The sequence below is a fragment of the Hydrogenophaga sp. ZJX-1 genome (genome assembly GCF_048590325.1).
Taxonomy (GTDB): domain Bacteria; phylum Pseudomonadota; class Gammaproteobacteria; order Burkholderiales; family Burkholderiaceae_C; genus Hydrogenophaga.
In genome coordinates this window covers 141,927-156,455 of sequence record NZ_JBMBRA010000001.1, presented here as the reverse complement: position 1 = coordinate 156,455, position 14,529 = coordinate 141,927, and the positions used below count along the sequence as shown (strand labels likewise).

13 protein-coding genes are annotated in these 14,529 nt (G+C 68.0%); 7 read left to right on the top strand and 6 right to left on the bottom strand.

Annotation, left to right across the window (positions count from 1 at the left end):
- Positions 1-9: 9 nt before the first annotated feature.
- Together ACN5W5_RS00825 and ACN5W5_RS00820 are read right to left on the bottom strand one after the other, a co-directional pair.
- Entirely contained in the window at positions 10-2,250 is a 2,241-nt protein-coding gene (locus tag ACN5W5_RS00825; RefSeq protein ID WP_420046713.1) for a molybdopterin cofactor-binding domain-containing protein, read from the bottom strand.
- Between the two features lie 13 nt (positions 2,251-2,263).
- Positions 2,264-2,737 (bottom strand): (2Fe-2S)-binding protein, encoded by a 474-nt coding sequence (locus tag ACN5W5_RS00820; protein WP_420046712.1) that lies wholly within the window; start codon positions 2,735-2,737, stop codon positions 2,264-2,266.
- A 299-nt stretch (positions 2,738-3,036) separates the two neighbouring features.
- Here ACN5W5_RS00820 and ACN5W5_RS00815 point away from each other — a divergent pair, with 299 nt between their 5' ends.
- Entirely contained in the window at positions 3,037-3,876 is an 840-nt protein-coding gene (locus ACN5W5_RS00815) for an AraC family transcriptional regulator N-terminal domain-containing protein (protein WP_420046711.1), read from the top strand.
- Positions 3,877-3,899: 23 nt separating this feature from the next.
- Here the strand turns inward: ACN5W5_RS00815 and ACN5W5_RS00810 are convergent, their stop codons facing one another.
- Entirely contained in the window at positions 3,900-4,784 is an 885-nt protein-coding gene (locus ACN5W5_RS00810; protein WP_420046710.1) for a LysR substrate-binding domain-containing protein, read from the bottom strand.
- A gap of 107 nt (positions 4,785-4,891) precedes the next feature.
- Here ACN5W5_RS00810 and ACN5W5_RS00805 point away from each other — a divergent pair, with 107 nt between their 5' ends.
- Entirely contained in the window at positions 4,892-6,079 is a 1,188-nt protein-coding gene (locus ACN5W5_RS00805) for an acyl-CoA dehydrogenase (protein ID WP_420046709.1), read from the top strand.
- A gap of 41 nt (positions 6,080-6,120) precedes the next feature.
- Here ACN5W5_RS00805 and ACN5W5_RS00800 read toward each other — a convergent pair whose 3' ends face one another.
- The 3 genes from ACN5W5_RS00800 to ACN5W5_RS00790 form a co-directional block, all read right to left on the bottom strand.
- Positions 6,121-6,960 carry a class I SAM-dependent methyltransferase gene (locus ACN5W5_RS00800; protein WP_420046708.1) on the bottom strand — a complete coding sequence of 280 codons (840 nt, stop codon included), beginning with the start codon at positions 6,958-6,960 and terminating at the stop codon, positions 6,121-6,123.
- Positions 6,961-7,025: 65 nt separating this feature from the next.
- Positions 7,026-7,862, bottom strand: coding sequence for a homocysteine S-methyltransferase family protein (locus ACN5W5_RS00795; RefSeq protein ID WP_420046707.1), 837 nt, complete (start codon positions 7,860-7,862; stop codon positions 7,026-7,028).
- 287 nt (positions 7,863-8,149) lie between these two features.
- Positions 8,150-8,557, bottom strand: a complete 408-nt coding sequence (locus tag ACN5W5_RS00790; RefSeq protein WP_420046706.1) for an MAPEG family protein — start codon at positions 8,555-8,557, stop codon at positions 8,150-8,152.
- 308 nt (positions 8,558-8,865) lie between these two features.
- Here ACN5W5_RS00790 and ACN5W5_RS00785 point away from each other — a divergent pair, with 308 nt between their 5' ends.
- The 5 genes from ACN5W5_RS00785 (at position 8,866) to ACN5W5_RS00765 (ending at position 14,524) form a co-directional block, all read left to right on the top strand.
- On the top strand, positions 8,866-10,071 hold the full coding sequence (locus ACN5W5_RS00785; RefSeq protein ID WP_420046705.1) for a serine hydrolase domain-containing protein: 1,206 nt from the start codon (positions 8,866-8,868) through the stop codon (positions 10,069-10,071).
- A gap of 190 nt (positions 10,072-10,261) precedes the next feature.
- The gene (locus ACN5W5_RS00780; protein ID WP_420046704.1) at positions 10,262-10,909 is read left to right on the top strand and encodes a carbonic anhydrase; all 648 of its coding nucleotides are present in this window, start codon (positions 10,262-10,264) and stop codon (positions 10,907-10,909) included.
- A gap of 141 nt (positions 10,910-11,050) precedes the next feature.
- Complete coding sequence (locus ACN5W5_RS00775) at positions 11,051-12,535, top strand: potassium/proton antiporter (RefSeq protein ID WP_420046703.1); 1,485 nt, start codon at positions 11,051-11,053, stop codon at positions 12,533-12,535.
- A gap of 97 nt (positions 12,536-12,632) precedes the next feature.
- Positions 12,633-13,331, top strand: coding sequence for a TetR/AcrR family transcriptional regulator (locus ACN5W5_RS00770; protein ID WP_420046702.1), 699 nt, complete (start codon positions 12,633-12,635; stop codon positions 13,329-13,331).
- Positions 13,328-14,524, top strand: a complete 1,197-nt coding sequence (locus tag ACN5W5_RS00765; protein ID WP_420046701.1) for an efflux RND transporter periplasmic adaptor subunit — start codon at positions 13,328-13,330, stop codon at positions 14,522-14,524. The genes ACN5W5_RS00770 and ACN5W5_RS00765 overlap by 4 nt, the downstream gene beginning before the upstream one ends.
- The last annotated feature ends 5 nt before the right edge of the window (positions 14,525-14,529 follow it).

Genomic DNA, 14,529 nt, shown 5'->3' with positions numbered 1-14,529 from the left:
CGGGGCTCCTCACGCCAGTTTGAATGGCAGCTCGCGCAGCGGCTTGCCGGTCAGGCGCGCCACCGCGTTGGCGAAGGCCGGCGCCAGCGGCGGCAGGCCCGGTTCGCCCATGCCGGTGGGCGGGTCGGCGCTGGGCACGGTGTGCACGCTGATGGCCGGCATGTCGGTCACGCGTGCCACGGTGTAGTCGCCAAAGTTCTGCTGCTCGACCACGCCGTCCTTGAGCGTGATGGCTGCCCCCGGCAGGCACATGCCCAGGCCCATCAGGGCCGCGCCCTGCACCTGGGCTTCCACCGTGCGCGGGTTGACCACCAGGTTGCAGTGCACGCCGGCCGTGACCGTGTGCAGCACCGGCTGGCCGTCTTTCACCGAGGCTTCGACCACGTAGGCCACCACCGATTCGAAGGACTCGTGCACCGCCACGCCCCAGGCGCGGCCGGCGGGCAACGGCTTCTTGCCGTAGCCGCTCTTGTCCACGGCCAGCTGCAGCGCGGCGCGGTGGCGTGGGTGCTCGGCGCCGAAGAGCTTCATGCGGTAGGCCACCGGGTCCTGGTTCGTCTCGCGGGCGATCTGGTCGACCAGCGTTTCCATGACGAAGGCCGTGTGCGTGCTGCCCACGCTGCGCCACCACAGCACCGGCACGTTCTGCTTGGGGTGGTGCACCGTCAGCCGCATCGGCAGTGGGTACGGCGCGCGCATGCCTTCCACGGCGGTCATGTCGACGCCGTTCTTGACCATCATTCCCTCGAAAGGCGAGCCGGCCAGGATGGACTGGCCCACGATCACGTGGTCCCAGGCCAGCACCTTGCCGGTCGCGTCAAAGCCCACCTGCGCGCGGTGCAGGTGCATGGGGCGGTAGTAGCCGCCCTTGATGTCGTCCTCGCGGCTCCACAGCGTGCGCACCGGCGCACGCAGGCCGGCAGCCTGGGCCGCCTTGGCGATGGTGCAGGCTTCCACCACGTAGTCGCTGGTGGGGATGGCGCGGCGGCCAAAGCCCCCGCCGGCGGACTGCACCAGCACCTTCACCTGCTCGGGCTTGAGGCCCAGCGCACCGGCGGCGGCCATGCCGTCCAGCCCCGGCATCTGCGAACCCATCCAGAGCGTGGCGCCCTGCTCCGTCAGTTCCACCGTGCAGTTCAGGGGCTCCATGGGCGCGTGCGCCAGGTAGGGGAAGACGAACTCGGCCTCGATCTTTTTCGGCGCGTTCGCGAGCGGCGCCATGTCGGCGTCGAAGTGTTTCGCGCCGGGCTGGCCGGCCAGTTCGCGGTACTGCACCAGCTGGCGGGCGCTGTCCACCTTCTCGACCGCGCTGGCGTCCCACTCCAGCTTGAGCGCGTCGCGCGCGGTCTTGGCGGGCCAGTAACCGTCGGCGATCACCGCCACGCCCTCGGCGCCCCGGTCCAGCGGCACACGCAGCACCGCCTTCACACCTTTGACGGCGCGCGCCGCGGTGTCGTCCACCGACTTGAGCCTGGCGCCGAACACCGGCGGGCGAGCGATCACGGCCGTCAGCTGGCCGGGGCGGCGCACGTCGATGCCGAAGTCCTGCCGGCCGCTGCTCTTGGCGGCGGCGTCCAGCCGCGTGGTGGGCTGGCCGATCAGGCGGAACTGCTTCGGGTCCTTGAGCGTGACGCTGGCCGGCACCGGCAGGGCCATCGCGGCTTCGGCCAACTCGCCGTAAGTGGCATGGCGGCCACCGGCGCCGAGCACCGCGCCGTTCTGTGTGCGCAGGCTGGCGGCGTCCACGCCCCAGCGCGTGGCAGCGGCCTGCACCAGCATGGCCCGGGCGCGCGCGCCCAGCTCGCGGTACTGCGTGAAGCTGTGTTTGATGGAGTTGGAACCGCCCGTGAGGTGCATGCCAAACCGCGGGTCGGCGTAGGCCATGTCGTTGGTGCCCAGCTGGCTGCGCACCTTGGACCAGTCGGCGTCCAGTTCCTCGGCCAGGATCATGGGCAGCGCGGTCTGCACGCCCTGGCCGAACTCCAGCCGGTTGACCGTGACGGTGACGGTGCCGTCGGGCGCGATGGCCACGAAGGCGCCGGGCAGTTGCGTGGGCTTGAGCGCGGCGGGCGCGGCTGCTGCGCCCTGCGCCTGCGACAGCAACGGGAACACGCCCAGCGCAAAGCCGCTGGCCGCGCCCAGCTTGAGGAAGGTGCGGCGCGGCAGTTCGGCCACGGGCACCGGTGGCTGGTCACGCGCCAGCAGGTGTTGCAGCGCGCGTGGAAGTTCTTGCATCGAATGGGTGAACATGGTGGGGTCTCCTTCAGGCCAGGTTGCGCGCGGCGTCGGCCACGGCGGCGCGGATGCGGGCGTAGGTGCCACAGCGGCAGACGTTGCCAGCCATGGCGGCGTCGATGTCGGCGGCGCTCGGTTGTTGGCCCTTGGGCAGCGTTTTGAGGAAAGCGGTGGCGCTCATGATCTGGCCGCTCTGGCAGTAGCCGCACTGGGCCACGTCGTGCTTCACCCAGGCGTCGCGCACGGCGCGGCCCACGCGGTCGTCGCCGCCGGTGACGGCTTCGATGGTGGTGATCTTTTTGCCCTCGACGCTGCTGATGGGCGTGACGCAGGAGCGCACCGCCTGGCCGTCGACGTGCACGGTGCAGGCGCCGCACAGGGAAGCGCCGCAGCCGAACTTGGTGCCGGTCAGGCCCAGCGAATCGCGCAGCGCCCAGAGCACGGGCGTGGAGGGATCGACGTCGAGCTGCTGGACGCGACCGTTGACTTGCAGGGTGGTCATGAGGGGTCTCCTGAAAACATGGGGAACGGGGATGCGGGTTCCCGTGGCCGCAACCCCGGGAAGGGCGCCAGTGTCGTCCCGGGTCCCCGTCCGGCGTTAGCCTGAACCTGCGCCATGTTTGCCCAATCCTGCGACCGCCCTGCACAAACGGGCAAGGGCCGATACCATGGGCCGCAGCCCAGACACACCGCTCCGCCATGCCCGATCCTTCCTCCCACTCCCCCCCCTCCCCTGCCTCCGGCGCACGCGCATCCATCGTCCGGCGTTTGCTGGAGCGGGCGATCGACAGCTCGCCGCACATGCCACCCGAGATTCCGGGGCTGATGCTGATCCGCATCGACCAGCCCTTCCTGAACACCTGCAGCGTTTATGAACCCTGCGTTGCCGTGATCGTGCAGGGCAGCAAGCGCGTCTCGCTGGGCGACGAGACCCTGTGCTACGGTGAAGACCGTTACCTGATCACGTCGATGGACCTGCCGGTGAGGTCGGCGGTGGTCGAAGCCAGCGCCGCGCGGCCGTACCTCGGCGTCGCCCTGCGCCTGGACTGGCGCGAGATCGCCTCGCTGATGCTGGAGTCGCCCGCGGCCCCCACAGGGACCGTGGCCCGCGACAGCCGCGCCATGACCACCGGCGCCCTCACCGCACCCCTGCTCGAAGCCTTCGACCGCCTGCTCGCCCTGCTGGACCAGCCCGAACACATCCCGGCGCTGGCGCCCCTCATCAAGCGCGAGATCCACTACCGCCTGCTCACGGGCGAAGCCGGTGCGCGCCTGCGCCAGATCGCCACCGTCGACACCCAGAGCCACCAGGTCGCGCGCGCCATCGCCAGCCTCAACGCCCGCTTCACCGAGCCACTGCGGGTCGAGACACTGGCCCGCGAAGCGGGCATGAGCCTCTCGACCTTCCACCACCATTTCAAGACGCTGACGGCCATGAGCCCGCTGCAGTACCAGAAGCAGCTGCGCCTGACCGAGGCGCGCCGCCTCATGCTCTCCGAAGGCATGGATGCGTCCACCTCGGCGTTTCGGGTCGGCTACGAAAGCCCGTCCCAGTTCAGCCGCGAGTACCGGCGCATGTTTGGCGCACCACCGTCGAAAGACGTGGCCGAGTTCCGCTGGCAGGAGCCGGTCGCCGCATGATCCGGCGGCGGTTGCCCCCGCCTTCAGCGCGCCGCCACCTCGCGCACCGCCGCCAGAAATGCCCCCAGCGCCGACTGGTCGCGCCCGGTGCGCCAGAGGCAGTGCGTGTCGTAGGGCGCCAGCGGCTGGGCCAGCGGCACGAAAGCCACGCCGGGCAGGCCGGCCTGCTGCAGCGCGGCCGGCACCAGGCCCACGCCCAGCCCCTGCGCGATGACCGAGACCACGCTCAGCCAGTGCCGCAGTTCAAACGCCAGCGATGGCTCAAAGCCCGCGTCGGCACAGGCCGCGAGGATGCGGTCGTGGTAATCGGGCGAGACGGCGCGCATGACAATGGCAAAGGCCTCGCCTTTCAACTGGTCGAGCGACAGCACTTTGGCATTTGCCAGCGGGTGCGCTGAAGGCAGGCAGGCCATGAACGGCTGGCTCGACACCAGGATCTGAGAAAAGCCCGCTGGCACGCGCGTGGTGTGCACGAAGCCCAGGTCCAGCCGGTCGTGCACCAGCTCCACCAGTTGCTCGCTGCTGCTCAGTTCGCGCAACGCCAGCCGCAGCATGGGGTGCGCGGCGGCAAAGTCGCGCAGCACCTGCGGCAGGCCGCGATACAGCACCGTGCCGGCAAAGCCGATCTGCAGCTGCCCGGCCAGCCCCTGCCCCACGTCGCGCGCCTCGCGCGCCGCGAGCGCCGCCTGCTCCAGCAGCGCCTGTGCGCGCGGCAGAAAGGCCAGTCCGGCGGCCGTGAGCGCCACGCCGCGGCTGTTGCGCTCGAACAGGCGAGCGCCCACCGAGGCTTCGAGCTGCTGGATGCTCATAGACAGCGGCGGCTGGGTCATGGCCAGCCGCTGGGCCGCCCGCCCAAAGTGGAGCTCTTCGGCGAGCACGGTGAAACAGCGGAGGTTGCGGAATTCCATAAATACATAATATGTATTGATCAATCGGCAATCAATATTAGACAGCTATTCATGCGCCGCCGACAATCGCAAACAATCCCTTCTTCCAACCCGCCCGGAGACACACCATGGCCAGCCCCAAAAACACCTTCAACTGGGAAGACCCGTTCCACCTGTCCGCCCAGCTCACCGACGACGAGCGCCAGGTGCAGGACGCCGCGCGCGCCTATTGCCAGGAAAAACTGCTGCCCCGCGTGACCGAGGCCTTCCGCCACGAGAAGACCGACGTGGCCATCTTCCGCGAGATGGGCGAGCTCGGCCTGCTCGGCCCCACCATTCCCGAACAGTACGGCGGCGCCGGCCTGAACTACGTCTGCTACGGCCTGGTGGCGCGCGAGGTGGAGCGCGTGGACTCCGGCTACCGCAGCATGATGAGCGTGCAAAGCTCGCTGGTCATGGTGCCGATCAACGAATTCGGCACCGAAGCGCAGAAGCAGAAGTACCTGCCCAAGCTCGCCACGGGCGAGTGGATCGGCTGCTTCGGCCTCACAGAACCCAACCACGGCAGCGACCCCGGCAGCATGGTCACCCGCGCCAAGAAGGTGGACGGCGGCTACAGCCTGAGTGGCGCCAAGATGTGGATCACCAACAGTCCCATCGCCGACGTGTTCGTGGTCTGGGCCAAGGACGAAGGCGGCCAGATCCGCGGCTTCATCCTGGAGAAGGGCTGGAAAGGCCTGAGCGCCCCGGCCATCCACAGCAAGGTCGGCCTGCGCGCGTCCATCACCGGCGAGATCGTGCTCGACGAAGTGTTCTGCCCCGAAGAAAACGCCTTCCCCGACGTGCGCGGCCTCAAAGGCCCGTTCACCTGCCTGAACAGCGCGCGCTACGGCATCGCCTGGGGCGCGCTCGGCGCGGCCGAAGACTGCTACTTCCGCGCCCGCCAGTACGTGATGGACCGCCAGCAGTTCGGCCGCCCGCTCGCCGCCAACCAGCTGATCCAGAAGAAGCTGGCCGACATGCTGACCGAAATCAGCCTGGGCCTGCAGGGCTGCCTGCGCCTGGGCCGTATGAAGGACGAAGGCACCGCCGCGGTGGAGATCACCAGCATCCTCAAGCGCAACAGCTGCGGCAAGTCGCTGGACATCGCCCGCATGGCGCGCGACATGATGGGCGGCAACGGCATCAGCGACGAATTCGGCGTGGCCCGCCACCTGGTGAACCTGGAAGTGGTGAACACCTACGAAGGCACGCACGATGTGCATGCGCTGATCCTGGGGCGGGCAATCACCGGGATTGCGGCTTTTTCGAACTGACGGGTTCAGCGCCGCCTGCGTACGCAGACGGCGCAGCTCGGTCAGTGCTCGCCCTTCCTGGCAACGATCTGCGCCAGGACAATCCGCCCCTCCTGGAGGTTTCGCCGCTGGTTCTGGGCCATCGTCTGGAAATCAGCCCCCAGCAGCACATGGAAGCCGAGCGTCGGAAGTCCTTCTTTCCGGATGTTCTCGGCCAGTGACACAAACCACGCACGCGCCGCCTCGGTGGTGTCGGCCCAGTCCGACACGGTGAATCCGGCCGCCTCGATAAGCCCTCGCAGCTCGTCCGGTTGCACGAGGAAGCTGGTGTCCGGCGTGCGGGCCCACGGGACCGGAAACAGGACCGGTGTCGTCGGGCCGGCCAGTATGTCGTGGATGGCAAGCGTGCCACCCGGCTTCAGCACCCGGTGCATTTCCCGGTAGAGCCGGGGTTTGTCCGCAATGTTCATCGCGGCATGCTCGGTCCAGACCACATCGAACGCGCCGTCATCGAACGGCAGGCTGGTTGCATCGCCCTGGCGATAGTCGACCAGGTCCGTGAGGCCGACCTTTTCGCAGAGCATGGCGGCGGCTCGGCAGTACCCGTCGGTGAGATCGATGCCGGTGACGCGGCAGCCGAACGTCTTCGCCAGGCATCGCGATGTACCGCCAACGCCGCTGCCGACGTCGAGAACGCGCTGGGTGGCATCGAGACCGGCCGCCCGTGCAAGCTCGAGCGTCGCGGCCCGGCCACGGATGTGAAATGCGTCGATGGGGGCCAGGTCTTCCAGCGTGAGGTGGCCCAGGTCTTTGCCCGCCTTCTCCAGCGCCTTCAGGATGGCGCTGCCCAGGTCCGGGCGTGCGTAGTGCGTCTGGATGGCTTCGTTGACCCGGTTTGACATGGACATGTCCCTTGGAGCTGGCGTGCGAGCGGGTCCGGCGACGGGCCTTCCAGGCATGGGCCCCGTCAGGCCAGTGCGTCCCGGATCGATCGCAGGTGGCGCAGGTCCGTGCCGCAGCACCCACCCCAGACGTTCAGGCGCGGCAGCGCGCCCTTGAACCCCCGGTACCTTTGCGCCAGGTCCGACGGGTCACCGATGTCCAGTTCGCTGGCCTCGTCGAGTTCGGCATGGCTCTTCTCCGAAGCGTTCGCGCGGATGCAGCGGATGCGCTGTACCCAGGGCGCCGAGGTGTCCAGCACTGCCATGAAATGCGTGGGATGGGCGCAATTGATGGCAAAGTCATCGGGCGCTGCGGACGCATCCACCCGCTCGATCGCGTCGCCCAGCGCCTCGGACGAGCTCGTCATGGTGACGGTGGTCAGCATGTCCACACCGCCTTCTGCCAGCGCTTCGGCCTGCAACCCGTGGTACTGCGCCGCATCCGACGCACTGCCGGGTGCATGGGCAACATAGCCATCGCCCCGGGGTCCGATGACGCCACTCACGACGATCGGTCCTTCAATGCGGGCAGCCCAGTCGTCGCGCAAGGAACAGATCATGCGGGCAGCCTGCGTGTTGGAAACCCGCAACCGCTCGGCGTCCAAACCGAGCAAAGCGGCCCAGTCGGGGTTGGCGCGCCAGGTGGGTGTGTCGAGCACGAAGCCCGCGCCCGGCAGGCCGGCGCACAGTTCCAGGTAGGACGCGTAATAGCGCTTCAGGTGTTCGCGACCGGTTTCGTCGTCGAGCAGCACGAAGGCGGCAAAGTGCGGCAGTTCGACCCCCTCGTAAAACATGAGCGAGGTCTCCAGCCCCCCGTCGCACAGGAAGGTTCCGCCGGACAGCTGGGGCAGTGTGATGGCCATGTGCATGCTCCTTTGCCGATGACTCACTGCATGGGCCAATGACCATACGCCGGTTGCTTCCGGCGCGCAACCGGTTTGCCCCGGCGCAGCGAGACGCCTGTGCAGATGCGTCGGCCCGGTGGCCTGGCGGGCGCCAGGCGGCAGGATTGAGCAGAACGCCCTGCCATGATGTCCGCTGCTTCTGTCACAACGATGCGGCCGTAAATGCCGCCTGGTTCAAGGACCTCGAGGGCGATGTCCTCTGCCTCCACGAGGATCTGCCGGTGGCGTTTTGGCCTCCGGTCGCTTCACGACCGGTAGAGCCCGAACACCCAGCACACAGCGATCGCCATCTGGACCGCGAAAGCGGTGAGCCGGGCCGTCACGGCGGCGGGCGAGGTCGACGCGAGGGGGATGAGGGACTGGACGATGCGGGCACCGGGCAGCGCCCACGCCAGCGGGTCGGTGACGGCCGACCGTCCCGCCACCGCAGCCAGCAGCATGAGTCCGCCGAAAATGGGGAGGCCCTCAAGGCAGTTCGCGTGCGCGCGGGCCAGGCGCTGCATGAAGGGCGAGAGGTTGGTGTTCTCGGGATTGAAACCGTTGGCGGGCACAGCGCCCGTCAGCACAAGCCAGGAACGCACGGCCTCCATGAGAACCAGCAGGAACAAGGTCCAGGCAATGCATCCGAGAAGTGCTTGCAGCGTGGTCGTCATGGTGCGGACTCCCGGCTGCCAGCGTGGGCAATCGGCCACGGTTGGAAGGCTGTGCAGCCAGCCCAGATGTATCGCGCAGCCCCAGCTCTGGCACACATCTTGTCGGTTCGCAGGCATGGCCGTTGCGCCCGATGTGCCCGCACCGATTCCGACACCTTCCGCACCGGTCTGAAACGCTGGCCGCGGCCACGGACGCGTGGCTGAAGCCAGGAAGGCAGGCTGTGGCCATGCAGGGCGCTGTGGTCGACAAGAACAGACCCGATAGACTCGAACGCAACCGACAGCGCTCGCATGACAGGTGACAACGCATGAATCACGACAGAAGACCCATTTCATTCCTCGTCCTGATCGGCGCGATCGCGTGCGCCAGCTGGCTCACGGGCTGCGGCGGCGACACCTCGTCGACCATGACTTCCAGCCCGGAGCTCAAGCAGTTGGCCACCAGTCAGTGGAACAATTTTTCAACCACCCTGCCCGGCGGGCTCTCGATCGCGGTCATCACGCCCAAGGGGGCGTACTTCGCAAGCACCCTCGATGCTGCGACAGCCGATTCGCATTTCCGCGCCGCCAGCACCACCAAGACCTTCACGGCAGCGGCGATCATGCTGCTCCAGCAACGCGGCCAGCTCAACATCGACGACGTGCTGAGTGCGCACATGCCGGGGACAACGCGCCCCTATGTGCCGGCCACGCCGGACTACGCGATTCCTTACAAGGACCAGATCACGATCAGGCAGCTCCTGCGGCACCGCGCCGGTGTCTTCGACGTCGGCAACAGGGACATTCCCGCGACGGCCCATGCACCCTACGCCGGCATGCGCTACGGCGACTGGATTGAAGACACGCTGGGCCCGGCACACACCTTCACGCTGGATGAACTGGTCGGCGTGGTCGCCCGGAACCAGTTGGTCGGCGGCTTGCCGGGCGAGGCCTTCCGGTACTCGAATACCGGTTACTCCTTGCTCGCCAGGATCGTCGAGCAGGTTTCCGGCAAGACATACGCACAGTTCGTGCACGATGAACTCCTCGTGCCCAACGGCCTGCACGACACCGGTTTCCCGGACGACGGCCGAACGCAGGATCTCCCGGCCCCGTTTCTGGAAGGAACAACGCGGGTCGGCGGAGCGATCCTGGCAACGACAAGCCGCAATGTGTCCTGGGGCGTCGGCGAGGGCAACGTGGTCACGACCCCGTCCGATCTGGCCCGATGGTTTCGTCGGCTGATCAAGGGTGAAGCCGGATTGAACGCACAGACAGTCGCCCGCATGCGCGAATGCGAGATGACCAACGAGGTCCATGTCTCCTACGGACTCGGCCTCGCCTGCGATCCGCCCGAACTCGGGCTGGGGCACAACGGCGGCATCACCGGCTACCTGACCACGGCACGCCACGATCCGGCAACCGACGTGACGGTGGTGGTCTTCGCGACCCTGCTCGATGCCGACGATCTCTTCACCGAGGCCATGATGCTCTACGATGCAGCACGCCAGGCACGAACCGTGCTCGGCTACTGAGCGAAGTCCGCGGCCTTCATGCCTGACGATCCCCGGCACGGGATGTTGCGGTGCTGGCCAACCACCCTCTCGAACATGGAGACCCTCAATGTGCAATCTTTGCGTCAACGGTGACACCTCGAACCATGCCCCTGCGTCAGCCTCGAGGCGCACCGCGCTCGGCACGATGGGTGCACTCTCCTGGTTGGGCATGTCGGCAATGACCGGCGTGGCGCAAGCCAAGTCTCCCCCCAAACCGGACAACGTGCTGTCGCCCGATCAGGCCGTCAAACGCCTGATGGAAGGCAACAAGCGATACACCTCGGGCAAGACCCGGAGCCGCAGCTATTCGTCGACACGGGCTGCCCTGGCCCGGGGTCAGAACCCCTACGCCTGCATCTTGAGTTGCGCCGATTCCCGCATCAGTCCCGAGCTGTGTTTTGACGAGGAGCGGGGCGACCTCTTTGTGACGCGTGTGGCCGGCAACTACGTCACGCCCGATATCCTCGCCAGTCTGGAATATGGCGTCGCCGTTCTGAAGTCCCAGCTCATCATGGTGCTGGGACACACCAGCTGTGGTGCGGTGAGCGCGACGGTCCGTGCGCTCGAAAACCAGGCCGAATTCCCCGGCCATATCCAGACCATCGTCACGGCGCTGATGCCGGCCGTGCGTGCCGCAGCGGCGGAGCCGCACACGGGCTCCTTGCTCCAGGCGGCGACCGTTGAGAACATCAAGCAGAACGTTCAACGGCTGCAGGAGGCCACGCCCCTGTTGAGCAAGGCGGTGCAAGCGGGCGCGCTCCAGGTCGTCGGCGGCCTCTACGACCTCGAAACCGGCCGCATCACGCTTGTGGCATAAGCGTTCGGGCGCGGGACCGCGTTCCTGAAGCCCGCCGGACGGGTCCTGGTGGATGGCGGCATCGCCGCGGTCCACCGATGCTTTTCTTTTTTCGGGAGCGCGCCATCCACGCGCTGGCACACATTCTGTTAGCTTCAGGGCATGTCCCTGTCGCTCGACTTTCTCTCCCTGCCGCTCCTTGTGGCCGCGTCGCTGGTGTTCATCAGCGTGCTGGCGGGGGTGTTGTCGACCCGCATGGGGTTTTCCTTCCTGCTGGTGTTTCTGGTCGTGGGCACGCTCGCGGGTGTGGACGGGCCGGGCGGGCTGGTGTTTGACGATTTCCGCCTGAGTTTCTGGGTCGGCAACGTGGCGCTGGCGGTGATCCTGCTGGACGGCGGCTTGCGCACCGACTTCAGCACCTTTCGCACCGGTTTGAAGCCTTCCATATTGCTGGCCACCATCGGCGTCGTGGTCTGCACTGGCATCACCGGAGCGGCGGCCTACTGGTTGCTGGACCTGAGCTGGCCGCTGGCCTTGCTGGTGGGCGCCATCGTGGGCTCGACCGACGCGGCGGCGGTGTTCTCGCTGCTCAAGTCGTCGGGCGTGAAGCTCAACGAGCGGGTGGCCGCCACGCTGGAGATCGAGTCGGGCATGAACGACCCGATGGCGGTCTACCTGACGCTGACCTTCATCACCGTGGCGCTCACCGCTCAAGGGGTGGCGGGCGCTGCCGCCGGACCGACCGCGCTGGACGTGCTGCTGTCGCTGATGCAGCAGTTCGGCTGGGGGGCTGCGCTGGGCATGGGCAGCGGCTTTGCGCTGGCCGATCTGCTCAAGCGCCTGGGCCGCGGGGTGGACGGCGGGGGCGGCATCCGTGCGCTGCTGATGGTCTCGGCCGGGCTGGCGGTGTTTGCCGGCACCACCTGGCTGGGCGGTTCGGGTTTTCTGGCGGTGTACGCCATGGGCGTGATCACGGGCAACATGGCGCGGCGCCAGGTGCGGGCGGCGCTGTCCGCCATGGACGGCTACGCCTGGCTCTCCCAGGCGGGCATGTTCCTGCTGCTGGGGCTGCTGGTCACGCCCACCAGCCTGCTGCGCACGCTGTGGCCCGCGCTGGGCGTGTCGCTGGCGCTGATGCTGGTGGCCCGGCCGCTGTCGGTCTGGCTGTGCCTGGCGCCGTTGCACTTCAACGCCCGCGAGATCACCTTCATTTCGTGGGTGGGCCTGCGCGGCGCGGTGCCGATTGTGCTGGCGGTTTTCCCGGTGATGGCCGGGGTGCAGGGCGCGCAGACGTTCTTCAACGTGGCGTTTGTGGTGGTGCTCACTTCGCTGCTGCTGCAGGGGTCGACCATCGCCTGGAGTGCCCGGCGGCTGGGCGTGAGCCTGCCCGACCCTGGCGATGCGGCCCAGGCACGGCTGGTGTATGGCGACTTTGTGCTGGACGCCGGCACCTCGATGGACAACCTCTGCGCCTTCTACGGCCTACCGCTGCCGGCCGATGCCTCCCAGGACCTGGCCACCTGGCTGCGCAGCGAACTGCAGCGCCCGCCGGTGGTGGGTGACAGCACCCTGCTCGGGCAGGCCGAAGTGAGCGTGCGCGAGATGGCGGGCGAACGCATCACGCGCGTGGGCATCAAGCTGGGTTGAAGGCTCCGGCGCGCCGGGCGCAAGGCTGGGTGGACCCCTGGCCAGGCTGGTGAAACCGGCGATGGGTTATATTAATAACCAGCCGGTCATTAAACCCATGCCATCCTCATCCCGTTCTCTCACGCCCCCTTCCGAAGAGGCGCCGCGCCAGCGCCGCGAGCGCCGCAAGGAAGCGCGCCCGGGCGAGCTGCTGGACGCTGCACTCACCCTGTTCGTTGAAAAGGGTTTTGCCGCCACGCGGGTGGAAGAAGTGGCCGCGGCCGCCGGCGTATCCAAGGGCACGCTGTTTCTCTATTTCCCGAGCAAGGAAGAGCTGTTCAAGGCGGTGGTGCGCGAAACCATCGCCGGGCGCTTTGGCGAGTGGAACGAGGAACTGGACGCCTTCGAGGGCAGCAGCGCCGAGCTGCTGCGCTACTGCATGCAGTCGTGGTGGGAGCGCATCGGCATGACCGCGGCCTCGGGCATCACGAAGCTGGTGATGAGCGAGGCGGGCATGTTCCCGGAGATCGCGGCGTTCTACCAGCAGGAGGTGATCGGCCCCGGCCACGACCTGCTGCGGCGCATCCTGCAGCGCGGCATGGACCGCGGCGAGTTCCGTCCGATGGAGCTGGAGTATGCGGTCTACAGCCTCATCGCGCCCATGATCTTCCTGCTGATGTGGAAGCACTCCATGGCGCCGTGCTGCCCGGCATCGCAGCGGATCGAGCCGGTGGCCTTCATCGACAGCCAGGTCGGCCTGCTGCTGAACGGCATGCTGGCAACGCCCGACAACACACCCAAAAGTCCCACGCCATGAACCCACACACGCCCCGTTCCGCCTGGTTGAAATGGCTGCTGCTTGCCGCCCTGGTGCTGGCCATTGGTCTCGGCGTGGCGCGTGCGCTGAACAAGCGCAAGCTGCAGAGCGAAGCCGCCAGCGCCGCGGCCGCAGCCATGCAGCAGGCGCCGGTGTACCAGTTGGCGCCGCAGGATGTGACGACCGTGCAGGCGCTGGCGCTTTCGCAGGCGGTGGGCGTGTCGGGTGCGCTCAAGGCGTTGCAGACCGCGGCCATCAAGGCCAAGGTGGCGGGTGAATTGCAGGGCCTGCAGAAGCGCGAAGGCGAGAGCGTGAGCGCGGGCGAGGTGGTCGCGCGCATCGACAGCACCGACGCGCAGGCGCGCGTGCGCCAGGCCGAGCAGCAGGCGAAGTCGGCGCAGGCGCAGGTGGCCATCGCGCGCCGCGCACTGGAGAACAACCAGTCGCTGGTGAAACAAGGCTTCATCTCGGCCACCGCGCTGGAAACCACCAGCAACAACCTGGCCGCGGCCGAAGCCACCCACCAGGCCGCCCTGGCGGCGCTGGACATCGCGCGCAAGGCGCTGGGCGACACCACGCTGCGCTCGCCGTTGACCGGCCAGGTGTCGGCCCGGCTGGTGCAGAACGGAGAGCGGGTGGCCATTGACGCCCGTGTGCTGGAGGTGGTGGACCTCTCCGGCTTCGAACTCGAAGCCGCGCTGGCCCCGGCCGACGCCATGGCCGTGGTACCCGGCCAGAAGGCCCGGCTCACGGTCGAAGGCCTGGCCCAGCCGGTGGACGCCACCGTGGCGCGCATCAACCCCAGCGTGCAGGCGGGCAGCCGCAGCGTGCTGGTGTACCTGCGGGTGCCGGCGGTCGCGGGCATGCGGCAAGGGCTGTTCGCCCAGGGCCAGATCGTCACCGGCCAGCTGAACGCGCCGGCGGTGCCACTCTCGGCGGTGCGCAACGACAAGCCGCAGCCCTACATCCAGACCGTCACGGACGGCAAGATCGCCCACGTGCCGGTGGTGCTGGGTCGCCAGGGCCTGCTCGACGGCGAGCCCATGCTGGTGATCGACGGCGTGGCGCTGGCGCCCGTGGGCACCACGCTGCTGCGGGTGCAGGCCGGCCTGATCCGCGAGGGCACGGCGGTGACGCTGACGGGCCCGAGCGCCGCGGCCACCGCGCCGGCGACATCCACCGTTTCGCACTGAGCCCC